The organism is Synechococcus sp. W55.2, from assembly GCF_047461635.1.
In the GTDB taxonomy this organism is placed as follows: Bacteria; Cyanobacteriota; Cyanobacteriia; order Thermostichales; family Thermostichaceae; genus Thermostichus.
The window spans coordinates 1-21,849 of the sequence record NZ_JANSHM010000024.1; the positions used below are offsets into that span (position 1 = coordinate 1).

Genomic DNA, 21,849 nt, shown 5'->3' on the forward strand with positions numbered 1-21,849 from the left:
GCCAATATCTTCTGCCATTTGTTTTCATCTAAAAAAACCAACTTCATCCTCTTTCCTCTATAAATTATTCTCTCTATCCTAACATAAGATCAACACGACCTAGATCGCTCACCCCGTAGTAGCTGGCACCTGCTCGGAAGACGGCGTGGAAGGTCAAGGCCGCCAACGTGGTATAGCCACCAGCGCTGCCACCCTGAATGAGCAGCCGTTCCCCATCCACCTTGCCCTGTTCTGCCAAAAATTGGGATCCGGCGATGCAATCTTCCACATCTACCAGGCCCCACCGGCCTTTGAGAGCATCCCGATAGGCCCGTCCGTAGCCGCTGCTGCCCCGGTAGTTCACATCCAAAACGGCAATCCCCCGACTGGTCCAGTATTGGATCCCCAGGTTGAGCACGGCTGCCGTCGCCCCGGTGGGCCCGCCGTGGCTTTTCACCAGCAGGGGTGGCTTTTCGCCAGCAGGGGCAACAAAGTCTCGGTTTTTGGGGGGATAGAAGAAGGCGTAGGCCACTTCCTTGCCGCCACCGGTGGGAAAAACAATGGGCTCTGGGATCGACAGATAGTCGGGATCCACCGCCACGCTGCTGGAACGGGCCACCACCTCCACTTGGCTGGAGGGTAAGTCTAGGCAGACCAAGGCAGTGGCTTCCGTCGGGGATCCGGCCAGGAAAGCGGCTTTTTCCCCACTCACCTGCAAACCGCTGATCTGGGTGTAGGGCAAGGGGATCCCTGCCAACTGTCCTGAATGGGGATCCAGATAAGCCAGATGAGACAGCCCGTCTTGTTCATAACAGGCCAGGATGCGCCCATCGCCACAGAAGCCGTAGGTGCTCAGGCCAAACACCCACTGCGGCTCTCCAAACTCCGCTTCCATAGGGCAGAGGGGAATGGGGCCCTGGGGATCCCAGCGATAGAGGTTCCACCAGCCGCTGCAATCGGAAACAAAGTAGAGATCCCCTTGCGGTGACCACTGGGGCTGGAAGATCGACTCGGCAGGGCCACCGGCCAGCTTTTGAGGTTCTCCCAAGCTGCCGTCAGGGTTCACCTCAGACCGCCACAGCTCTGTGCCGTCCCAGGGCATTTGGGGGTGATCCCAGGTCAGCCATACCAAGGTCTGGCCGTCTGGACTGAGGCGCGGGCTGGCGTAGAAGTCGTGCCCAGAAGCCAAAATCTGCTGGGATCCACTTGCTAAGTCAATCGAGACAAGGCTGTTTTCCGGCTCTCCCTGGCGGCTGTGATCTTCCCGCACACAGAGGATGCGTCCACGCGCCCGATCCACCACCCCGTCGGCGTAGCGATAGGGGCCTGCTTCCGTCAGGGGCTGGGGATCTGAACCCGGCAGCAGGCGGTAGAGCCGTTGGTCAGCGAAGTTGCAAAAATACACTGCCCCTGCCGACACCCAATAAGCTCCACCCCCATACTCATGCACCCGTGTCCGCACATTGAAAGGTGCCGGTGTCAGCTCCACCAGGATCCCGTCGGCAGAGCGCCGCATCAACACATTGCGCCCTTTTTCTTGCGGGCGGCCCTCCGTCCAGTAGAGATCCCCCTGATCCCAAACCATCTGTCCCAAGCGCAGGGATCCCGTCACCACCAGGTCAGCGGTAATCGGGGATCGCCAAGATCCATAGCCGGCCTGCTGCACCATAGGCTGTTAATTCTCCACCCCAGAACCCCTATTATGCCGGGAGCAAGGGATCCCTGCCTCTGCCTGCAGCCTGCGGGGAAAGGGCTCGGATTCTGGGAAAAGGTATCCCGCGATACAATTCTCTCCGGGCCGAATGGGTTTGATGGAACACGTTAAGGCAACAGGGACGCACGACGCTTTCTCGACTGCAGGATTAGCCTTTTCCTCTGTTGATGTTGGGAAGGCATTCGGTGAAAGCCTCAGCCGACTGCAGTTGGGCAGGTTCAACACATGGGCGAGGTGATGAGCTAGGTGCTTCCCCCCGTTGGCCGGGCTGCTGCAACTGTACTTCTTAACACCCTTTGCACTCACTTCGTTTCGGAGATCACCGATGGCTCTATCATTTAATCGTCGTCAAGTGCTGAAAATGGGCGCTCTGGCCGGAGCCGGGGCTGCCCTAGGGCCGCAGATCTGGGTGAAGCGATCCGTGCCCGCCTACGCCCAGGGAGAGACCATCCGCGTTGGCATTTTGCACTCCCTTAGCGGCACCATGGCCATTTCGGAAACCAGCGTGGTGGATGCCGAAAAGCTGGCTATCAAAGAGATCAATGCCGCCGGTGGGGTTTTGGGCAAGCAGATCGAGCCGATTATCGAGGATGGGGCTTCCGATTGGTCAACCTTTGCCGAGAAAGCCACCAAATTGATCGATGTGGACAAGGTGGCAACGGTATTCGGCTGCTGGACTTCGGCCAGTCGCAAAGCGGTTTTGACGGTGTTTGAATCCAAGCAGCACCTGCTCTGGTATCCCGTGCAGTACGAAGGACAAGAGTGCTCCAAAAACATCTTCTACACCGGCGCTGCCCCCAACCAGCAGATCGAGCCTTCGGTGGAATGGCTGCTCAAGAACAAGGGCAAAGAGTTCTTCCTGGTGGGATCCGACTATGTGTTCCCCCGCACGGCCAACACCATCATCAAGGCCCAGTTGGAAGCCCTGGGGGGCAAGGTGGTGGGTGAAGACTATCTGCCTTTGGGCGACACAGAAGTTACTCCCATCATCAGCAAGATCCGGGCCGCTCTTCCCAATGGCGGTGTGATCTACAACAGCTTGAACGGCGACAGCAACGTGGCCTTTTTCAAACAACTGAAAGGGGCAGGGCTGGGGCCGGATCGTTATCCTTCCATGTCCGTCAGCATTGCCGAAGAAGAGGTGCAGGCCATTGGCCCCGAATTTTTGGAAGGGCACTTTGCCGCCTGGAACTACTTTATGACGGTGGATACGCCTGCCAACAAGAAGTTTGTGGAGGCTTTCAAGGCAGAATACGGCCAAAACCGCGTCACCAACGACCCGATGGAAGCCGCCTACATCATGGTTTACATCTGGAAGCAGGCAGTGGAAAAAGCGGGAACAGTGGAAATCGACGCCGTGCGGCAGGCAGCCTATGGCCAGACCTTTGATGCCCCAGAAGGCTTGGTAACCATGAACACCAATCACCACCTGACCAAGTATGTGCGGATCGGCCAGGTGCGCTCTGACGGTTTGTTTGATGTCATCTTTTCTACGGATGCCGTGGAGCCGCAGCCCTGGAACCAGTTTGTGGCAGAGACCAAGGGCTTTGCCTGCGATTGGTCAGATCCGGCCAAGGGCGGTCGCTACAAAGTCAGCTAGTCCTGGCCAGGGCTGGGATCCCTTGCCGTTTGGATAGGGTCGGGGATCCCGCCTAGATGCTCGGTTAGCCTCCCTAGTTTAGTTGGAAGGAGGATCCCCTGCCCATGACCTTGCTCCTGGACAGCTTGTTCAACGGCATTAGCATTGGCACCGTCTTGCTAATAGCCGCCTTGGGCTTGGCCATTGTTTTCGGCCTCATGGGGGTCATCAACATGGCCCATGGGGAGCTGATGATGTTGGGGGCCTACACCACCTTCGTCGTGCAAAATGCTTTCCGGCCACTGGGGGATCCCTGGCGGGATCTGTATATCTTCCCGGCTTTGGTGGCAGCCTTTGCCGTCACGGCTCTGGTAGGGCTGGCCTTGGAGCGGGGGGTGATCCGCTTTTTGTATGGCCGACCGCTGGAAACCCTTCTGGCCACTTGGGGTGTGAGCCTGATCCTGCAGCAGTTTGTGCGCAGCGTCAATTGGGTGCTGGCTTTTCGCTTGGGGGCCTTCGCGGTGCTCTTTTTTGGCGGCTGGTGGCTCTTGGCCAGGCGAACGGATTGGCCGCGCCTCAAAGGGTGGACGCTGGCGCTGCTACTGGTGCTTTCCACGGCAATTGCAGCGGTGGGGGGGCGGGTGCTGGCGCAAACCTATGCTTTAGCAGTCACTCAACCCTGGTTTGGAGCCCAGAACAAAGATGTGACCGCTCCCCGTTGGCTGGGGGGTGGGATCCCGGTGGGCAGCCTGTTTTTGCCCAATACCCGCCTGTTTATCATCGCCCTCACTGTCTTCTGCATCCTAGGGCTGTACTTCTTCTTGCAGCGCACCCGCTGGGGGCTGCGCATCCGGGCGGTTACCCAGAATCGGGCCATGAGTGCCTGTGTAGGGATCCCCACGCAAAAGGTGGATGCCCTCACCTTTGCCGTCGGCTCGGGTCTGGCGGGAGTGGCCGGCGTAGCGGTCAGCCTGCTGGGATCCGTGGGGCCGAACACCGGCCAAAACTACATCGTGGATACCTTTATGGTGGTCGTCGTGGGGGGTGTCGGTAAGCTTTTGGGCAGCATTGTGGCAGCGCTTGGGATCGGGATTGCCAACTTTGTCATCGGTTCCGGGACGCTGGCTTTGATTTTTCCCAACGTGCCCATCCTGACCGATACCCTCAACTTTTTTGCCACCACCAGCATGGCCAAGGTGATGGTCTTTGCTTTGATCGTGGCCTTTTTGCAGGTGCGACCTCGGGGCCTTTTCCCCGAAAAAGGTCGTATGGTGGATGCCTAGGGAATGATCTCGCTTGGCGAAAACTATAGGACCAGACTCTCCATCTTCTACTCCCTCACAAAGCCCATGAAACTGGTTCATTCCCCCCGTGCTGACCATGAAGTGGCCGTTCCCACCCCCGACGGGGAGCCCAATTCTTCTCGCAAGCTTCTGTGGGAGGCCGGGATCCTCATCGTTTTGGTGCTGGCCTTGATCTTTGTGGCCCCAACTGTGCTGTCTGGCTTTCGGCTCAACTTGTTGGGGCGGTTTCTGGCCCTCAGCATTGTAGCTTTGGGAATCGACCTCATCTGGGGCTATACCGGCATGCTCAGTCTGGGACATGGGGTGTTCTTCGCCTTGGGGGGCTACGTTCTGGGGATGCACCTGAAGTTGCAATTGCCGGAAGGTCAGATACCGGAGTTTTTCAGCCTCTATGGGGTAACGGAATTGCCCTGGTTTTGGTACCCCTTTTATTCTTTTCCGTTCACGGTTGTTGCTGTTGTCTTGATCCCGGCTTTGGTGGCAGCAGCCCTGGGATATTTGGTGGTGAGAAATCGCATTCGAGGGGTTTATTTCTCCATTCTAACTCAGGCCACCACGATTATTTTCTTTAACTTCTTCAACGGCCAACAGCGCTTAATTAATGGCACCAACGGCCTGACCAACTTCCAGACTTTGTTTGGCCTGGATGTCAACTCGTCCGAGATGCGCTTCGCTGTCTATGTCACTACAGTTCTGGCGGTGGTTTTGGCTTACCTTCTCTGTCGTTGGCTGACCAGCGGCCTATTCGGTCGGATCCTGGTAGCCATTCGAGATGACGAGCCGCGGGTTCGTTTTTCCGGCTACGATCCCACCGGCTTTAAAGTGCTGGTGTTTGCCGTGTCTGCTGCCCTGGCAGGCATTGCCGGAGCTTTGTTTACCTTGCAAACTGGGATCATCTCTCCCAATGCGATGGCCGTTCCCTTTTCCATTGAGATGGTAATCTGGGTGGCGGTGGGCGGTCGGGCCAGTTTGGTGGGGGCGGTGCTGGGGGCTCTTTTGGTTAACTTTGCCAAGAGCTTGCTGAGCGAAAATTTTCCCGAAATTTGGTTGTTTTTCCAAGGGGGATTGTTCCTGCTGGTGGTGCTGGTGTTGCCGGATGGACTGGTGGGTTGGGTGCGCACCCAAGGCAGGCAACTTTGGGTCACCGTTCAGCTTTGGCGCAGGCGTTTGGCAAATACTTCTCCAGCCTAAATCTGGCTTTCTCTTGAGGATGTCAGTTATGTGCAAGATATAAGTTTAAGGTAAGAGGATCCCATGGGTGAGCCAGCGATGCCAAGTTTCCTCTCCTATTTGATGGGTTTATTTGATGGGTTGAGAATCCGGTTTGACCTTTGGCCTTTCCGTTCTTGGATGTGATCCCTATGCTCACTGCAGCTCCCACCGCTACCCGACAAATTTTACAAACTCAGGATCTCACCGTCAGCTTTGATGGCTTCAAGGCTTTGGACAGGCTGAACTTCTCTCTGGAGGAAGGGGAGCTGCGGGTGGTCATCGGCCCCAATGGGGCAGGCAAGACTACGTTTCTCGATGTGCTGACGGGCAAGGTTAAGCCTACTCGAGGCCGGGTGCTGTTTAAAGGAAAAGATCTGACCAAGCTCAAGGAACATGAGATCTCGATTTTGGGTGTTGGGCGCAAGTTTCAGACGCCGCGGGTCTATCAAAACTTGAGCGTGCGAGAAAACTTGGAGCTATCCCTCAACCCTGACAAAAGGGTTTTTTCCACCCTATTGGGCAAAAAGCATCTGCGAGAAAAAACGGATGCTCTTTTGGAAACCATTGGCCTCAGCCGTAAGGATCGGGTTTCGGCAGGGCTGCTTTCCCACGGAGAAAAGCAATGGCTGGAGATCGGCATGGTGATTGCTCAAGATCCGGATTTGCTGCTGCTGGATGAATGCGTGGCCGGGATGACGGACAAAGAAACAGAAGCTACAGGAGAGTTAATTCAATCCTTAGCCCAAAGCCACACCATTTTGGTGATCGAACATGACATGGTGTTTGTCCGACAAATTGCCCGCAAGGTTACCGTTTTACACCAAGGCTCGGTGCTGTGCGAAGGTACCTTTGAGGATGTGAAAAACGACCCGCGAGTGATTGAGGTCTATCTCGGATCCCATAAGGCGAAAAACTAAGCAAAAAGCTATAGCCCTGTTTTAACTGACCCATGCGCAGGCCCATGAATACGGAAAACGCGACCGCAACACAAAACTTATCCCGAGATGGATCCGGGCCTCTTCTGGAGGTCTCCAACTTGAGGGTTTACTACGGTCAGAGTTTAATTGTAAAGGATCTCTCTTTTAAGATCTTTCCCGGCCAAGCGGTCTGCCTTCTGGGTCGCAATGGCATGGGCAAAACCACCACGCTTAAAGCCCTGATGGGGCTTCTGAAAGACTGCACAGGCAAAATTGCTTTTGAGGGCCGTCCTATCAACCATTACCCTCCCAATTGGCGAGCCCGTGCCGGTATCGGCTATGTGCCCCAAGGTCGAGAGATTTTTCCCCGCTTAACGGTTGAGGAAAACCTGCTGGTGGGGTTAGAAGCGGCGCCGGACAGAGAACGGATCATACCTGAGTTTGTCTATGACCTATTCCCAATTCTGCGTTCTTTTCTTAAACGGCTGGGTGGGGATTTGAGCGGTGGGCAGCAGCAGCAACTGGCCATCGCCAGAGCTTTGGTGGCAGAGCCCAAACTTTTGCTCCTGGATGAGCCTACAGAAGGGATCCAACCCTCCATCATCATCGAGATTGAAGAAGCCATCACCCGTATTCAAAAGGAGCGGGGCGTTTCGGTGTTGCTGGTGGAGCAGTATTTTGAGTTTGCCCAAAGTCTGGCCGATTACTTTTATCTTATGGAAAATGGATCCCTTATCATGGAGGGGCCGACTGACCAAATGGACGAAGAAAAAGTCCGAGCTCACCTTTCTATCTGAGGTGGCACCTGGAGAGCCTGAAAACCTCTATAACTTTTTTGAGAGCGGCAAATGGCATCCTGCATGTTCCAGAGACCTTGCCTAAACTTCTGGAAAAGCGAGAAGTCCACCTGCGAGGGGATAGGCTAGGGTTAGCCCTGGGCTTCCTTGAGCAGCAGCGTTGGCTAAGCTAGAAACTGTTCAAGATTGCGCTAGCTTGCCATTTCCATCCACAGGTTTGTGTCTCCTCCGATTCACTTCACTGCAGAGCCCTGGCTGCACACCTACAGCGAAATTATCGATGTGCGCTCTCCGGCAGAGTTCGCAGAGGATCATTGGCCGGGAGCCATCAACTTGCCTGTACTCTACGATACAGAACGGGCGGAGGTGGGCACGCTCTACAAGCAGGTGGATCCCTTTACAGCCCGCAAACGAGGGGCAAGCTTGGTGGCCCAGAACATCAGTCGCCACTTGCAAACCCATTTTGCCGATAAAGATCGCGATTACCGGCCCCTAATCTACTGCTGGCGGGGAGGGCAGCGCTCTGCCAGCTTGGCATTGGTGTTGTCCCAGGTGGGCTGGCAGGTTACGGTTTTGCAAGGTGGCTACAAAACCTACCGGGCCTGGGTGCGCCGACAGCTGCAGATCTTGCCCCAGGAATTTACCTACCGAGTGCTCTGCGGACCAACAGGGAGCGGCAAAACCCAGTTGCTTCACCATCTGCGCCAACAGGGATCCCAAGTTCTCGATCTGGAAAAGCTGGCCTGTCACCGGGGATCCCTCCTGGGGGCCGAGTGGGGGGTGCCACAGCCCAGTCAGAAGAGCTTTGAGAGTCAACTGGTGCAGGTTTTTCTCCGGTGGGATCCCGCCAAGCCAGTCTGGGTGGAGGCTGAGAGTGCCAAAGTGGGCCAGCTCCATCTGCCCCCTGCCCTTTGGCAAGCCCTTACCCAAGCCGACTGTGTCGAAGTGCAGTTGCCTCTAGAGGAGCGGGTGAAGGGGTTAATCGCCCACTATCCCCACTGGATTGCTCACCCCCAAGCGCTAAAGGGGAAATTGCTGCCTCTGAAGTCCCGTCTTGGCCAGGCCCGCCTGCAGCGTTGGTTTGAGCTGATCGACGCCCAAGACTGGCCGCAGTTTGTGCAGGAGTTGCTGGAGCAGCACTACGACCCCACCTATCGACACGGGCTGCAGCAAAACTTCAATCGCCTTCGGGCCCGGATTGAGCTGTCTGACCTTTCCGAGACCAGCCTCAGGGAAGCTGCTGCTCGCCTCATCCAGATGCCGCTTGGATCCCTGGCTAGGTGAGCACGATAAACTCCAAAGCCCGCAACACCTCAAACCACTCGGAAACTTCCAGCCGAACCGTGGAATCGGCAATCCACCGGCAGCCGGGATAAAAAGACTTGCGGTAGGCCCGAGCGGGATCCTTGTAGTCCACTTCCAATTGAAAGTGATCCGGCAGTGGGCGAGGACGGTAGGCCGACAGCCGCCTCAGGGATCCCTCTACACCTTGGCGGATGGCCTGTAGAACCTGCTGCGGATGTGGCGTAATGACCGACTGGCCTATCCCTTTGTGGGTGACCACCGTCTCGATGTGGGCGTCATAAGCTTTCGCTGCGGCACACACCTCCGCATCTCCGGCTACAAACACAACTGGGACTCCCTCATAGGCAGCCGTGAGGCTGACCAGGTGAAACTCGGCGATGGCCTGGCCGTTCAGCCGGATTTGGCTAACTTCGGTGGTGTAGGTGTGGGCGAGGGGGTTGGCAGCAGAACCGGCGCGGGCATGATAGCCGATCAAGATCAGGGCATTGTAACTGCGATCCAGCTCTTGCACCATACAGTAGGGGTGGCCGCTCCAGCCGCGGATGAGTTGCACCGGCTCCGGCAACCGTTCGGGGATGAGGTTCCGCCCGGAGTCATGGGCATCTTTGACTGTGATCTGCGTGGCTCCGGCAGCCAGGGATCCCTCACAAGCCGCGATCACTGCTCGGGTCATCTGCTCTCGGAATGCCTCGTAACCCGGCTGGCCGATGGTGGCCTCATCCCAATGGCTGATGCCGGCGATCCCTTCAATATCGGCACTGATATAGACCTTCATGCTTGGCTCAGTAGACTCAGCATTGGATTCTGTTGGGCTTCATCCACCCTCGGATGCCGCTCAGCATCGCTCTGGGCAAGGGATCCAAGCGGTTATTTCCCTTGCGAAAGCTGCCCCTGTCTCTGTTACGGATCCCTTCCCTATTCTCAAGAAGCTCGGATGAAGAATAAAGACTCCGTCCCGCTGAGGGGATCAGAGAGCCACCAAAGAAGCAGATACTCCCTGCTGTAACTCCGACAACAATGAGGCCGGACGCCCCTTGTAGGGCCAGGCAAAAGCGTGACGAAAGGCTGCTTCCTGGCAGTGTTTGAGCTGCTCGAAATCGATAATGTCGTGGGTTAGCAGGTTTTCGTACTCAAACGGCAGCCGCACATTGTGCAAGCCGGCGTTGTCGGTGCAGATGGCGATATCCACCCCCGCCTCAAAGCAGCGGTCAAAGACAATCTTGAGGGGCTCCAAACTGGGCAGGGTTCCCGTTTTTAGATAGGTGGTGGGACAAACTTCTAGGCATTGTCCTCGCCGTGCCAGCTCCGGCAGCAATTCTGGATAGTGGAGAGGGATCTGAATGCCGTGGCCGATCCGCGAGACATAGGGCAGTAACTGCGGGTAGCAGCCATCCAAAGTTTCGTACAGGTGGGCAGTGGTTTTCAGGCCGCGGGCCAGCGCATACTTGAACAGCTCAATCCACTCGTCCATCCGTTCGCCGTAGGGCTTGTCTCCCCCGGCCAGGTCGATGGCACACACATACTCCGACTCAGCGGCAGCTTCCACCATGGCCCGGTTGATGTGGCTGGGCAGGCGTGAATGCAAACAGACGATCTGGGTGGTGACGATGGGATACTCCCGCTGCTGGCTGGCCTGCCCCACCGTCTCGATTACCTGGCGCATCTGCTTGAGGCGCTCCGCCTCATCCAGGCTGGGATCCGTGCGCAGGTAGGGGGTGTAGCGAATCTCTAGGTAGGCCAGATCCTCAAAGATGTAGGCTCCCCGCAGCAGGCGGTAGATAAAATAGGGCAGGGTTTCCAGGGTTTGCACCTGTTCCACCAGCGTGTGCAGCTCCAGGTAATCTTCGAGGGTGTTGCGCGGGCGGGTGTAGAACTCCTCGAACTCGGCATAGGTGGGAAAGCGCTCCGCCACAGGGGATCCCTGGCGATGAAAGTAGCGCCACAGAATTCGGGGGACAACCGACCCGCCCAGATGGCGGTGCAACTCCGCGTGAAGTGCCATAAACGCTCTACAGTGGCCCGCCAGGAGGCAGACTTGGTTTGTTTAAGTACTATCTCTACTCTTATCCAACCGCCTCAGGCTTGTCCAGGTCTAAGCCCGCAAGCCCGGTTGGCAGCCTAGATCGTCAAGCCGATCCCCTGCCCATCGTGATAGGCGGCCAGCAGCAGGTCGGTGGTGGTATCCCAGGCAATCTCCCCCGAGCAGGATAGAGCGATGGCCCCAAAGGAGCGGCGACGTTGGCGGGCCTCTTGAAAAGACTTGGCCATGGCCGCTTTCAGGCTGAGGCCATCTTCCACTCGAATCACAATCCGCGCCGCCAAGCTCTCATCCAAAATATCTTCCCCAACACCGGTGCAACTGACTCCCGCCACCGCACTGGCATAGGTTCCCGCCGGAGTGGCCGAATCGCTCACCCGCCCCACCCGTTCGAACCCCCGCCCGCCGGTGGAGGTGCCGGCACAGATTTGCCCCTGTTGATCCAGGGCCACCGCCCCCACCGTGCCCATGGCCAGAGCGGTGAGAACCCTGGTCGGGGGATGGGTTTGACGCAACTGCACCCACTCTTGAACCCGCTTGAGAGTGGCCGGATCATAGACCGGCAACTTCAGTTCCCGCGCCAGCTCCGCTGCCCCTTGTTCGGCCACCACGCGATCCGGGCTTGATTGCAGAGCCTGGGCCATGAGGATGGGATGCTGAACCCGGCTGACGTTGATCACCCCGCTAAAGGACTGGGTGGCCCCGTTCATGAGAGCGGCGCTCATGCGGATTTGCCCATCCGACTGCAAGACCGACCCTGTCCCGGCGTTGTAGAGCGGATCGTCTTCCAGCAACTGGCAGGCATGCAACACTGCTGCCTCGGCACTCTGCCCGGCCAATAGCAGCTCGTAGGTGCTCTCCACCACCTGCCGCAGGGATCCCCTCACTTTTTCCAGGCTGCTTTCCCCTTCCAGGGCGCTGCCGGCTCCGCCGTGGATGATCAGTTTGGGCTGAGGCATGATGAGATCGGTTACCTTGTGAGAACAGTGGAAGACTATATCTTGATTTTCGGGTACAACATCCACCCATGCATCTGCTCCATCCCAGGGATCCCAACGCAAAGGGAGAGGGAGCCTTAAGATAATCCTGTAGATTTGCTAAGCATAGATACTCAGGGGCGATTCTGGTAAAGGGCTGTCGGATTGCAGCCGGCAGGGATCCCCCTGATGGTATGGCACAAGCGAGGTTACATCCATGGCGCTGCCCAGCTTGCACGAGTTTCCTTGGCTGACCACGGTCATCGCTTACCCTGTGTTGGCCGCCCTATTTATTCCCCTGATCCCAGCACCGGCTGGGGATCCCAGTAGCCGCGCCTATGCGCAAAAGTTGGCCGAGCGGATCCGCTGGTTTGCTTTGTTCATCGCAGTCACGGATCTGCTGATTCTGCTGGCCGGCTTCTATGTCGGCTACGATCCCGGCCAGACAGGTTTGCAACTGCTGGAGCGCTACACCTGGGTACCCCAAGTGGGCTTGAGCTGGTCGGTGGGGGCCGATGGCCTCTCCATGCCCCTAATCCTGCTCACGGCGTTTATTACCACGCTGGCCATCTTGGCCGCTTGGCCGGTCACTCTCAAGCCTCGCCTCTTCTACTTTTTGATGTTGGCCATGTACGGCGGGCAGATCGGGGTGTTTGCCGTGCAGGATATGTTGCTTTTCTTCCTGATGTGGGAATTGGAGCTGATCCCGGTGTACTTGCTCCTCTCCATTTGGGGTGGGGCAAACCGCCTCTATGCGGCCACCAAGTTCATCCTCTACACGGCCCTCAGCTCCCTGTTTATCCTGGTGGCAGGTCTGGCTATGGCCTTCTACGGGGATCCCATCAGCTTTGACATGACGGATCTGGCCCACAAGACCTATCCACTCACCTTCCAACTGCTGATGTATGGGGCCTTCCTCATTGCCTATGGGGTGAAGCTGCCCATTTTCCCCTTGCACACTTGGCTGCCCGATGCCCACGGAGAAGCCACCGCGCCGGTGCACATGTTGCTGGCCGGGATCCTGCTCAAGATGGGGGGCTATGCCCTGATGCGCATGAATGCGGGCATGCTGCCGGATGCTCATCTTTACTTTGCGCCAGTGCTGATCGTGTTGGGGGTGGTGAACATCATCTTTGCCGCCCTCACCTCTTTTGCCCAGCGCAACCTGAAACGGAAGATCGCCTACTCTTCCATCAGCCACATGGGCTTCGTGCTCATCGGTATCGGATCCCTGACGGAGATCGGCATGAGCGGCGCCATGCTGCAGATGATCTCCCACGGGCTGATCGGGGCCAGCCTGTTCTTTTTGGTGGGGGCCACCTACGACCGCACCCATACGCTGGAGCTGGAGGAAATGGGCGGCGTTGGCCTGAAGATGCCCAAGATCTTCTCCATGTTCACCGCCTGCTCCCTGGCTTCGCTAGCCCTACCCGGCATGAGCGGCTTTGTGGCCGAGATCATGGTGTTTATCGGCATGGCCACCACCGATGCCTACTCTCTCCCCTTCCGGTTGGTGGTGGTTTTCCTGGCAGCAGTTGGGGTGATCCTGACCCCCATCTACCTGCTGTCGATGTTGCGGCAGATTTTCTTTGGCCCAGAGAACAAAGAGCTCACCGAACACGAAGAATTGGTAGATGCTGAGCCACGCGAGGTGTTCATCATCGCCTGCCTGTTGATCCCCATCATCGGCATTGGGCTCTACCCCAAGCTGGTGACCAGCCTCTACGACCAATCCACTAACGCTTTGGTGGCGCTGCTGCGGCAGGAGCTGCCTCAAACTGGTGAGACGGCTGCCCAAGCTCCTGACCTCTACAACAACTGAATGTTGAATTTGAATTGAGAATTGAGGGATGGAAGGAGATCCACTCTTTTTCTATCCCGCCTTGGACTTGTGGCTCTCGCCAGCTTGAACTTGCATCCAGCCAAACAAAGTTGCAATTGTCAGTTGGATCCCTTGGGCAAACGCAGGAGCGGGGATCACCTCTTGGGGATCCTCATGCACCGTCGGCTGCTGCCTGGCAGGGTAGGCGAAAACAACCCTTTCTTCGGGAGCCACGATCCACCCCATTTGGCAGCCGTGATCCAGGCCGATCAAGATTTTTTTGACCAGCTTCATTGGATTTTGATCGGGAGAGAGAATCTCGATCATCCAATCAGGGCAAAAGGGGATGAGATTTTGAATGGTGCCATCTTCATCCACAGGGATCCGATCCCAGGGGATCACAGAAATATCGGGCACAATCGCGTATCCGGCGAAGGTGCAGCGCAGCTCTGGAAATGCCATTCCCAGTTGAGAAGGCTCCAACATCTCGTTAATGAAGCTACCCAGTTTTAGTTGGAGACGGCTATGTTTTCCCTGTGGCATGGGCTTCTGGATAATTTCTCCTTTGATGAACTCGCTGGCGGGCTGAGTTTCCGGCTGTTGTAGAAAGTCTTCCAGAGTTAGAGGCTTGGCAGATAGACTGACCATGGCTTTCTCCCATCACGCTGCTATCCGATTAACAATAGACTGAGAAAGTATCAAAGCTGATCAAATCAAAACAGATCCCTGTCACGTTGTTGCCAAGTCATTTGGCGGTCATAAGGGCTTTTGCCGGAAAACAACCCCATCAGCGGCCCCAAAATGGCCCCAAACACAAAACCGCCCGCATGGGCCCAATAGGCAATCCCCCCACCCTGCATACCGATGTTGGTAGGCGTCTGTAGGCTGGCAATGCCGTAGAAGGCTTGCTGGATGAACCAAAAGCCCAGGAACACCCAAGCTGGAATGTAGAGGGTTGTGATAAAAATACCCAAGGGCACCAAGGTTAGGATCTCGGCCCGTGGAAAACGCAAAATATAGGCTCCCAATACGCCAGCAATAGCGCCGCTTGCCCCCAGTGAAGGAATGGGGGATCCCATGTCGAAAAACCACTGCGTTAATGCAGCCAAAGCTCCACAAGTCAGGTAGAAGATGAGGTAACGCACATGGCCCAAGCGATCCTCAACGTTGTTGCCGAAAACCCACAAAAAGAGCATGTTCCCGCCAATGTGGAGAAAGCCCCCATGCAGAAATTGTGAGGTGAATAGGGTTACCCATTCCGGACGCGACGAAGAGGTGATCTCCCCTCGAAAACTGGCCGTCAACTCTATCGGTACCACTGCCCACTCCCGGAAAAAAGCTGCCAGCTCTTGTGGCGACAGGGTTAGCTGGTACAGAAAAATTAAGATGTTAACGATCACCAGGGCATAAGTGACATAGGCTGTGCGGGTGGTTGGGTTGCGATCTTGCAGGGGTACCACAGTTAAGATCCAGTCGACGTCACCCTCTAGCCTAGCCTGTTCTTTTCTGCCCCCCCAGGTTCACCTCTAAACCCCTACCTGAGGCTACACTAGGGTAACCTGCTGGGAGCTTTGCTGGTGAACCTATTTCAGTTTTCAGTCAAGCCCGCCCGGCAGAGGATAAACTGCAAGGCTGGACTAGAGGAGTGGATTGATGTCCGAGGTTGAAAGCCCCACTGCCCCGCTCAAGTTTTTGATCGTCGAAGATCATCCAGAGGTGGCTCAAAACAACTGTGAGTGGCTGCAACGCATTGCAGCAGATGCTCAATGTATTACGGTCACCAACCCTATGGACGCCATCCTGCGCCTGCAGCGGGAACAACCGGACTTGGTTGTAGCCGATCTGCTCTATGGTCAAACCAGCGGAGAGCAGTCTGCCGAGCCTGGCCTAGAGTTCCTGCGTCATATCTTTGAGAACTACCCCACCTTGAATGTGATGGCCTATTCCAGCGAGCCGCTGCTGCTCACTCCATTGGTGGGCCTGATCAGCAAACACCAGGGTGGGTTTGCCGCGGTCAACAAAATGGAACGGCGCACCGTGTTTTTGGAGGGGGCCAAAAGTGCCCTCAATGGAGAATTGCGCATGCCGCGGGAGTTGCGCGGTCTTACGAAGCTGACGGAACGAGAAATTGAGGTCTTGAATTTGCTCTGCAAAGAAGCCCTCACCGACCAAGCCATTGCCAATCGCATTCACACCAGCAAGAAGACCGTACAAAACTGTATCCAAAGGCTCAAAGAAAAGCTAGATATTTTCGGCTCTGAGGATGAGATCAACGCCCGCGTTGCCATGTGCATGACAGCTGTTCAGAAAAAGATTATCCAGTGGTAAAGGCTGAAGGCCAGCAGTGACTTGCATCTGCGGCCAGCTCCAGCTTGGGGTACTGGCAAAGGCTGAGTCAAAGCCAGAAGAAGAGAGGCGGAGCTCTCCGGCTGCCATTTTCCAATTCTTCCAGCCATCAGACAGCTTTCAACTGGGATCAGCGGATCCCCAGTGCAGAGGCAAACACGCTGTGGCCCACTATGGCCTCTACCACAACACTGATGGCAAACCCCAGCATGGCCAGCCGTCCGTTCCATCGCTCGGCCTTCTCCGTCCAGCCAATCTCCCACTCCGGCGGGGTATCGCCGTCTTGACCGTACTGCGGCACGTACCGCGGGCGACCGGCGCCTTCCCAGCCAGCAGGGCGCTTGGAGTTGAAGAAAGCCATCGAGCCAATCACAACAGCGGCCACCAGCCCGGCCACCATGACGGCAATGTAGTGGAGGAAGGGATTGTCAAGCATCATCGGACTGTCGAGATAGGGATTGAAGGGTGAAAAAGCTCCCAAAAAGGGTAGAGCTGTAACATCTCAAAGCCGAAGAGAAAGTCTGTGAGATGTCCAATGTGGCTCTACCGAAAAGTTCTTCGACAAATTATTGCAGGTTATTGCAGACCTAGCCACTGGGCGAGAGTGCTGGCAAAAACACTGTGGCCCAGCACCGCTTCTGTAGCAATGCTGATCACCAAGCCCAACATGGCCAAGCGTCCATTCCAACGCTCCGCTTGCTCTGTCCAGCCTGGGATCCAGTCGTTGGTGGTGTCGTAGTACTGGGCAACAGAAGCGGAGTCCAGACGAGAAGGGATCCTGGGAGACGATTGCATTGCTAATACCTCGTATTGGTTGCTGTAACCAAACTTAACACAAAGTTACATTTTGTGACAAGCTTCGCTTTCAGGTCAGGGAGGAAGGGATCCCTGGATGCTGGAAGGGATTGGGCGGATGGGTTTGCCGAAGGCTGGCCGGAAGCGATGTCATACTGAGGGAAGCAGGCTTTTTGCGCAGACCATGGCGGTATCCCCCCTTTCTTCTCTCAAGCTTGACCATTCTTTCGATCTGGCTGCCCAGGTGCGGTCAGATTTTCCGATTTTGCAGCGCCAGGTCAACGGCCACCCGCTAATCTACTTTGACAATGCCGCCACTTCTCAAAAGCCACTGGCGGTTATGCAGGCGATGGATCATTACTATCGACACTGCAACGCCAACGTGCATCGTGGGGTCCATACGCTGAGCAACGAAGCCACAGATGCCTATGAGGGGGCGCGGGAAAAGATCGCTCGGTTTGTGAACGCGCCTTCTCCTCAGGAGATCATCTACACCCGCAATGCCAGCGAAGCCATCAATCTGGTGGCCTACAGTTGGGGCTTGAGCCATCTGGAGCGGGGGGATGAGATCGTCCTCTCGGTGATGGAGCACCACAGCAACCTAATCCCGTGGCAATGGGTGGCCCAGAAGACGGGAGCCCACCTCAAGTTCATCCAGATCACGCCAGAGGGAGAGTTGGATCTGGAGCACTACCAATCTTTGCTCAGCGACCGCACCCGCTTGGTGGCGGTAACCCAGGTCTCCAACATGCTGGGATCCATCAACCCCGTTCAGGAGATTACTGAACTGGCCCATCGTTACGGAGCCAAGGTTTTGCTGGATGCCTGCCAGAGCGTGCCCCACATGCCTGTGGATGTCCAGGCGCTGGATTGCGATTGGTTGGCCTTTTCGGGGCACAAGATGTGTGGCCCAACGGGGATTGGCGTCCTCTACGGCAGGCGGGAGCTGCTGCGAGCGATGCCCCCTTTTTTGGGTGGGGGAGAGATGATCGCCGATGTGTACTGGGATCACGCCACCTATGCGGATATCCCCCACAAATTTGAGGCCGGTACGCCGGCGATTGCCCAGGCGGTGGGGCTGGGGGCAGCCGTAGATTACTTGAGCCAGATCGGTCTGGAGCGGGTTCATGCCCATGAACAAAGGTTGATTACCCACCTGTTGGACGGGATCCAGCACATAGCGGGTATTACGGTTTACGGCCCCAAGGATCCGGCGCGACGGGCAGGGCTGGTTAGCTTTTCGGTGGAGGCTGTCCATCCCCATGACCTGTCTACTTTGCTGGATGAGCAAGGCATTGCCGTTCGAGCGGGGCACCACTGCACTCAACCCCTCCATCGCTATTTGGGAGTACAATCCACTGCCCGAGCCAGTGTTTACCTGTACAACACGTTGGCGGAGGTGGATCGCTTTTTAGACGTGTTGGCAGAAGCGGTGGAGTTCTTCGGCGCTGCCCTAAGCTAGGGATCCGGGATAGACCTCTGAAGAGATGAGGTAGACTCATGCCTTGGGATCTGGGGCGGTTCTGGAACACGCTCACCTACTATGAGGCCCTGCCTTGGGCTGAGGTGTGGCGTCGGGTTCAAAATGGGTTCCAGGCCGTGGAGGATGATTTTGTGCCACCTTCTCTTTCCGAGCCGGTCGCTATCCAGATAGGGGTGGTGGGGGAAGGTTTGCCTGACGGGTTGGCGGAGGCCCTGCGGCAGCAGGGCGTGGAGGTGAGCCATACGCCAGATTGGGCGACAGCAACCGTGATCCTAGGTTTGGGGGATCCACCAACGGCCAAGGCTTATCTGGAGCAATTGCGCAGCAGTGGGCAAACGGAGCGGATGCTGTTCGACTTTCGCCGGCCCAACCCGGATTTGCATCGGTTTTGGGGCATTTTGGACGATGTGGTGATGGGCGGGGCGAGCCAAAGCCAACTGCTCTGGGGAAAGGAGGAGCTGCTGTTCGCAGGCCAGGTTTCCACGGCCAACTTTGGGGGGTTTGTTTCCACGCGCACCCGCAATTGGCAGCCGCCGCTGGACTTATCGGAGTTTGCCGGTCTGGAGCTGCGCCTGCGAGGGGATGGGCAGCGGTATAAGGTCCTGCTGCGGGATCAAAGCGGCTGGGACAGCCCCGCCCACGGCTATGCGTTCGACACTGCGCCGGGAGAAGAGCAGACCGTTCAGATCCCCTTTGCGGAGATGGTTGCCACGTTCCGCGCCCGCCGGGTTTCTGCTCCCCCTCTCAATAGTCGCCAGATCTACTCGCTGCAACTGATGCTAAGCAAGTTCGAGGCCGATGGCAGCCCAAACCCCCGCTTCCGGCCTGGGCCCTTTCAGCTGGCCGTGCGCTGGATCGGGCTGTATCGCCGGGAGGGGCTGCCGCAATTGATCGGGGTGGCGCGGGGATCCCTTGCCCCGGAGTGGATAGCTGCCCTGCAGGGTAGCTCCAGCCGTTGGTGTGGGGTGGAGATTCCGGTAGAGACAGAGGGATCCGCTCTGGCAGCCCAGTTGCTGCGGCTGATGCGGTCGCCTCAAAATGTGGGCCGGGTGGTGTCTTCAGAAGCTTTCCATGCCTAGCTTTCTGGGCCGCCTCAAGGGATCCCTGGGGATGGGGCTTTTGGCCGGCCTGTGGCTGTGGGTAGGTCAGGGGATCCCCTACCTGTTCGACTGGGATGAGCTGATCTACGCCAGCTTGGCGCGGCAGATGCTGGCCAGCGGGGATCCTTTCTCGTTGGCCATCAACGGGGAGCCTTTTTTCGAGAAGCCCCCTCTCTTTTTTTGGCTGCAGGCCCTGTCCATGGCTGTTTTGGGGATGAACGAATGGGCGGCGCGGTTGCCCAATGCCTGGGTGGGCGGGATCACAGTGGCGCTATTGGTGGGGTGGGGATCCTGTCTGGGCGGGATGGGGTTCGGCTGCCTATGGGGGATCTTGCTGCTGACGGGCTACCTGCCCTTGTTTTTTTACAAAACTGGTCTCATCGACCCGCTACTCAACCTGGGCATGGGTGTGGGGCTGGGATCCCTTTGGGCCGCCGAGGAGGCCTGGCGGGCCGGGTACTCTGGACGCAGGTGGAGAGCGGTGGGGGCGCTGGCTCTGGGCTTGGCGGTGTTGGCCAAAGGGCCGGTGGGGCTGGTGTTGCCCCTGGCTATCTGGATCCTCTACAAGCTCTGGCAACGGGATCCTCCCCTTCGATGGGGGGAGAGCCTGGTTTTCCTCAGCCTAGCTGTGGCTGTTCCCCTCACTTGGCTGGCGTTGGAGGGGGTGCAACGGGGGCCAGAATGGGTGGAAGAGTTTGGGCGCTACCAATGGCGCATCCTCACCAGCTCAGATGGGCATCCCGGCCCGGTTTATTTTCATCTGTTGGCCTTTGCCCTAGGGTGCTTTCCCTGGGGTTCTTTGGCTTTGGCCGAGATCCTGCAGCCCATCCCCAGGAGCGTGGGCTCGGTGGATTTGACTCGGCGGGCAGAATCTCTGCTGTTGGTGGCTTTTGGGGTGGTGCTGGCCCTGTTTTCGCTGCTGGTGCAAACCAAGCTGGTTCACTACACCTCGCTGCTGTATCCCATTGGGGCCTACTTTGCTGCCCTGCGCTTGCAGCGCCTGGTTGCTGAGAAAAGAGGGCCCAGTTTTTGGGAAAGTGCCTGGATCCTGCTCAGTGGCTTGTTTTGGCTGGCCCTGTGGCTATTGCTGCCTTGGCTGGGATCCCAGGACCCCGCTGGGCTAGTCCAAGCATGGGTCTTTGCCGGCATCCCTGACGACTTTTCCAGCAGCTTGGTGCTGGGATACCTGCAGGCTGAGGTGGAGTGGCCGGTGTTGACCTACGTCCCCGCCGCGATCCTGCTGCTGGGAATTCTCCTTTGGAGTCGAGGACGGCGGCGGGCTTGGGGCTGGACAGTTTTGCTCTTGGCCACGGGACTGAGCGCCCAACTGGCCTGGTGCTGGGTCTTCCCCCACCTGCTGCAACACACCCAGGGAGGAGCCGTCCACTTTTTCCGGCAGTTTGCCACTTCCGAAAACAACGCCCAGCCGGCTCTCTCTGGAACGGTGGGCCTGTACGGCTTTCGCTCTTTTGTACCCTATTTTTATGGCCCGCTGCAGGTTCCCTACGCCGCCAGCCCAGAAGAGCTGGCCGACTGGCAAGCCCAGGGGCAGGCGCCCGACTACCTGGTTACCTGGGATCCCTTTGTAGCTGAACTTACAGCTCCCGAGGGCGAACAGGCAGCCATTCTGGGATCTTGGCGGGTCGTCGAGCGCCGCAGTCCCTTTTGGCTGTTGAAAAAAACCTCTTCTCCTCCCTAGGCCCCAGATGAGCCAGTACGTGCTGCGCATCAGCGATATTCCTGCCCAAGATCGTCCCCGCGAGCGGCTGCTCAGCCAAGGGGCAAGGCACCTCTCCCACGCCGAGCTGCTGGCCATCTTGCTCAACACTGGCCAGGGGCCAGGCAAGCTCTCGGCAGTCGGCCTCGCCCAGTTGCTCCTGAAAAAATTGGAAGCCCAAGGGGATCCCTTGGCCCAACTGCGCCAGGTGGAGGCAGGGGAGCTGCTGCAAATTGAAGGCATTGGCCCGGCCAAGGCAGCAACGGTGTTGGCCGCCATCGAGCTGGGGCGACGGGTGTTTTTGGGTCGCCCGCCAGAACGCACGGTGATCGAGTCGCCGGAACAGGCAGCCATGGCCCTGAGCGGCGACCTGATGTGGGAGACCCAAGAGCATTTTGCCGTTTTGCACCTAGATATCAAGCACCGCCTCATTGGCCAGCAGATCGTAACCCGGGGGACAGCCACCGAAACCCTCACCCATCCGCGGGAAACCTTCCGCAGCGCCATCAAGCAAGGAGCCAGCCGCATCCTGGTGGCCCACAACCACCCTTCCGGCAGCTTGGATCCCAGCCCAGAAGATCTTGCCCTTACCCGGCAACTCTTGCAGGCGGGGCAGCTGCTGCAGATCCCGGTTTTGGACCACCTCATCTTGGGCGGCGGACAGTTCCTCAGCTTGCGCCAACGCACCACCCTTTGGCAGGAGTTTCCCCAGCCGGAGTAAGCCTCACCCTCTCCCAGAGGGAGAGGGGAGTAATGCAACGGAA

General features: G+C 57.5%; 20 protein-coding genes. 12 read left to right on the top strand and 8 right to left on the bottom strand.

Annotation, left to right across the window (positions count from 1 at the left end; genetic code table 11):
• Positions 1–73: 73 nt before the first annotated feature.
• The gene (locus NW828_RS06655; RefSeq protein ID WP_414382677.1) at positions 74–1,648 is read right to left on the bottom strand and encodes a prolyl oligopeptidase family serine peptidase; all 1,575 of its coding nucleotides are present in this window, start codon (positions 1,646–1,648) and stop codon (positions 74–76) included.
• Positions 1,649–2,018: 370 nt separating this feature from the next.
• Here NW828_RS06655 and urtA point away from each other — a divergent pair, with 370 nt between their 5' ends.
• From urtA to mnmH, 6 genes are all read left to right on the top strand, one after another.
• Complete coding sequence (gene urtA, locus NW828_RS06660) at positions 2,019–3,293, top strand: urea ABC transporter substrate-binding protein (RefSeq protein ID WP_414382680.1); 1,275 nt, start codon at positions 2,019–2,021, stop codon at positions 3,291–3,293.
• A 104-nt stretch (positions 3,294–3,397) separates the two neighbouring features.
• Positions 3,398–4,555 (top strand): urea ABC transporter permease subunit UrtB, encoded by a 1,158-nt coding sequence (gene urtB / locus NW828_RS06665; protein WP_414374655.1) that lies wholly within the window; start codon positions 3,398–3,400, stop codon positions 4,553–4,555.
• Between the two features lie 3 nt (positions 4,556–4,558).
• Positions 4,559–5,767, top strand: a complete 1,209-nt coding sequence (gene urtC, locus NW828_RS06670; protein ID WP_414382683.1) for an urea ABC transporter permease subunit UrtC — start codon at positions 4,559–4,561, stop codon at positions 5,765–5,767.
• 170 nt (positions 5,768–5,937) lie between these two features.
• Positions 5,938–6,705 carry an urea ABC transporter ATP-binding protein UrtD gene (gene urtD / locus NW828_RS06675; protein WP_414382685.1) on the top strand — a complete coding sequence of 256 codons (768 nt, stop codon included), beginning with the start codon at positions 5,938–5,940 and terminating at the stop codon, positions 6,703–6,705.
• Between the two features lie 44 nt (positions 6,706–6,749).
• The gene (urtE, locus tag NW828_RS06680; protein ID WP_414382687.1) at positions 6,750–7,502 is read left to right on the top strand and encodes an urea ABC transporter ATP-binding subunit UrtE; all 753 of its coding nucleotides are present in this window, start codon (positions 6,750–6,752) and stop codon (positions 7,500–7,502) included.
• A 219-nt stretch (positions 7,503–7,721) separates the two neighbouring features.
• Positions 7,722–8,786 (top strand): tRNA 2-selenouridine(34) synthase MnmH, encoded by a 1,065-nt coding sequence (gene mnmH / locus NW828_RS06685; protein ID WP_099887403.1) that lies wholly within the window; start codon positions 7,722–7,724, stop codon positions 8,784–8,786.
• Here mnmH and NW828_RS06690 read toward each other — a convergent pair.
• The 3 genes from NW828_RS06690 to NW828_RS06700 all read right to left on the bottom strand — a co-directional run bounded on the left by NW828_RS06690 (position 8,779) and on the right by NW828_RS06700 (position 11,804).
• Positions 8,779–9,582 carry a M55 family metallopeptidase gene (locus NW828_RS06690; RefSeq protein ID WP_414331638.1) on the bottom strand — a complete coding sequence of 268 codons (804 nt, stop codon included), beginning with the start codon at positions 9,580–9,582 and terminating at the stop codon, positions 8,779–8,781. The two genes, mnmH and NW828_RS06690, sit on opposite strands and share 8 nt — an antisense overlap.
• Before the next feature lie 192 nt (positions 9,583–9,774).
• On the bottom strand, positions 9,775–10,809 hold the full coding sequence (locus tag NW828_RS06695; protein ID WP_414382690.1) for an adenosine deaminase: 1,035 nt from the start codon (positions 10,807–10,809) through the stop codon (positions 9,775–9,777).
• Between the two features lie 116 nt (positions 10,810–10,925).
• Positions 10,926–11,804, bottom strand: a complete 879-nt coding sequence (locus NW828_RS06700) for an isoaspartyl peptidase/L-asparaginase (RefSeq protein ID WP_414382693.1) — start codon at positions 11,802–11,804, stop codon at positions 10,926–10,928.
• 235 nt (positions 11,805–12,039) lie between these two features.
• Between NW828_RS06700 and NW828_RS06705 the strand changes: the two genes are divergently transcribed.
• Positions 12,040–13,644 carry an NAD(P)H-quinone oxidoreductase subunit 4 gene (locus NW828_RS06705; RefSeq protein WP_414382696.1) on the top strand — a complete coding sequence of 535 codons (1,605 nt, stop codon included), beginning with the start codon at positions 12,040–12,042 and terminating at the stop codon, positions 13,642–13,644.
• A 51-nt stretch (positions 13,645–13,695) separates the two neighbouring features.
• Here NW828_RS06705 and NW828_RS06710 read toward each other — a convergent pair whose 3' ends face one another.
• The gene (locus NW828_RS06710; protein WP_414382700.1) at positions 13,696–14,292 is read right to left on the bottom strand and encodes a Uma2 family endonuclease; all 597 of its coding nucleotides are present in this window, start codon (positions 14,290–14,292) and stop codon (positions 13,696–13,698) included.
• Between the two features lie 65 nt (positions 14,293–14,357).
• A complete protein-coding gene (locus tag NW828_RS06715; RefSeq protein ID WP_414357525.1) occupies positions 14,358–15,104 on the bottom strand; it encodes a rhomboid family intramembrane serine protease in 747 nt (248 codons plus the stop codon).
• 193 nt (positions 15,105–15,297) lie between these two features.
• Here NW828_RS06715 and NW828_RS06720 point away from each other — a divergent pair, with 193 nt between their 5' ends.
• Positions 15,298–15,972, top strand: coding sequence for a response regulator transcription factor (locus tag NW828_RS06720; protein ID WP_414382703.1), 675 nt, complete (start codon positions 15,298–15,300; stop codon positions 15,970–15,972).
• A 148-nt stretch (positions 15,973–16,120) separates the two neighbouring features.
• Here NW828_RS06720 and psb35 read toward each other — a convergent pair whose 3' ends face one another.
• Together psb35 and NW828_RS06730 are read right to left on the bottom strand one after the other, a co-directional pair.
• Entirely contained in the window at positions 16,121–16,429 is a 309-nt protein-coding gene (gene psb35, locus NW828_RS06725; RefSeq protein ID WP_414382706.1) for a photosystem II assembly protein Psb35, read from the bottom strand.
• 137 nt (positions 16,430–16,566) lie between these two features.
• Positions 16,567–16,785, bottom strand: a complete 219-nt coding sequence (locus NW828_RS06730) for a hypothetical protein (protein WP_011433585.1) — start codon at positions 16,783–16,785, stop codon at positions 16,567–16,569.
• Positions 16,786–16,969: 184 nt separating this feature from the next.
• On the opposite strand from NW828_RS06730, the gene NW828_RS06735 reads away from it, so the two are divergent.
• From NW828_RS06735 to radC, 4 genes are read left to right on the top strand one after another with little or no spacing between them, the layout of a single operon-like run.
• A complete protein-coding gene (locus NW828_RS06735; protein WP_414331647.1) occupies positions 16,970–18,247 on the top strand; it encodes a cysteine desulfurase in 1,278 nt (425 codons plus the stop codon).
• Positions 18,248–18,285: 38 nt separating this feature from the next.
• Positions 18,286–19,347 (top strand): CIA30 family protein, encoded by a 1,062-nt coding sequence (locus tag NW828_RS06740; protein ID WP_414382708.1) that lies wholly within the window; start codon positions 18,286–18,288, stop codon positions 19,345–19,347.
• Positions 19,340–21,067, top strand: coding sequence for an ArnT family glycosyltransferase (locus NW828_RS06745; RefSeq protein ID WP_414382711.1), 1,728 nt, complete (start codon positions 19,340–19,342; stop codon positions 21,065–21,067). The genes NW828_RS06740 and NW828_RS06745 overlap by 8 nt, the downstream gene beginning before the upstream one ends.
• A gap of 7 nt (positions 21,068–21,074) precedes the next feature.
• Positions 21,075–21,806: a RadC family protein gene (gene radC / locus NW828_RS06750; RefSeq protein ID WP_414329627.1), complete on the top strand. Its 732-nt coding sequence runs from the start codon at positions 21,075–21,077 to the stop codon at positions 21,804–21,806.
• The last annotated feature ends 43 nt before the right edge of the window (positions 21,807–21,849 follow it).

Coding starts and splice junctions, on each gene's coding strand:
- NW828_RS06655 (WP_414382677.1), bottom strand. CDS start 1,648: ATGGTGCAGCAGGCCGGCTATGGATCTTGGCGATCCCCGATTACCGCT.
- urtA (WP_414382680.1), top strand. CDS start 2,019: ATGGCTCTATCATTTAATCGTCGTCAAGTGCTGAAAATGGGCGCTCTG.
- urtB (WP_414374655.1), top strand. CDS start 3,398: ATGACCTTGCTCCTGGACAGCTTGTTCAACGGCATTAGCATTGGCACC.
- urtC (WP_414382683.1), top strand. CDS start 4,559: ATGATCTCGCTTGGCGAAAACTATAGGACCAGACTCTCCATCTTCTAC.
- urtD (WP_414382685.1), top strand. CDS start 5,938: ATGCTCACTGCAGCTCCCACCGCTACCCGACAAATTTTACAAACTCAG.
- urtE (WP_414382687.1), top strand. CDS start 6,750: ATGAATACGGAAAACGCGACCGCAACACAAAACTTATCCCGAGATGGA.
- NW828_RS06690 (WP_414331638.1), bottom strand. CDS start 9,582: ATGAAGGTCTATATCAGTGCCGATATTGAAGGGATCGCCGGCATCAGC.
- NW828_RS06695 (WP_414382690.1), bottom strand. CDS start 10,809: ATGGCACTTCACGCGGAGTTGCACCGCCATCTGGGCGGGTCGGTTGTC.
- NW828_RS06700 (WP_414382693.1), bottom strand. CDS start 11,804: ATGCCTCAGCCCAAACTGATCATCCACGGCGGAGCCGGCAGCGCCCTG.
- NW828_RS06705 (WP_414382696.1), top strand. CDS start 12,040: ATGGCGCTGCCCAGCTTGCACGAGTTTCCTTGGCTGACCACGGTCATC.
- NW828_RS06710 (WP_414382700.1), bottom strand. CDS start 14,292: ATGGTCAGTCTATCTGCCAAGCCTCTAACTCTGGAAGACTTTCTACAA.
- NW828_RS06720 (WP_414382703.1), top strand. CDS start 15,298: ATGTCCGAGGTTGAAAGCCCCACTGCCCCGCTCAAGTTTTTGATCGTC.
- psb35 (WP_414382706.1), bottom strand. CDS start 16,429: ATGATGCTTGACAATCCCTTCCTCCACTACATTGCCGTCATGGTGGCC.
- NW828_RS06730 (WP_011433585.1), bottom strand. CDS start 16,785: ATGCAATCGTCTCCCAGGATCCCTTCTCGTCTGGACTCCGCTTCTGTT.
- NW828_RS06735 (WP_414331647.1), top strand. CDS start 16,970: ATGGCGGTATCCCCCCTTTCTTCTCTCAAGCTTGACCATTCTTTCGAT.
- NW828_RS06740 (WP_414382708.1), top strand. CDS start 18,286: ATGCCTTGGGATCTGGGGCGGTTCTGGAACACGCTCACCTACTATGAG.
- NW828_RS06745 (WP_414382711.1), top strand. CDS start 19,340: ATGCCTAGCTTTCTGGGCCGCCTCAAGGGATCCCTGGGGATGGGGCTT.
- radC (WP_414329627.1), top strand. CDS start 21,075: ATGAGCCAGTACGTGCTGCGCATCAGCGATATTCCTGCCCAAGATCGT.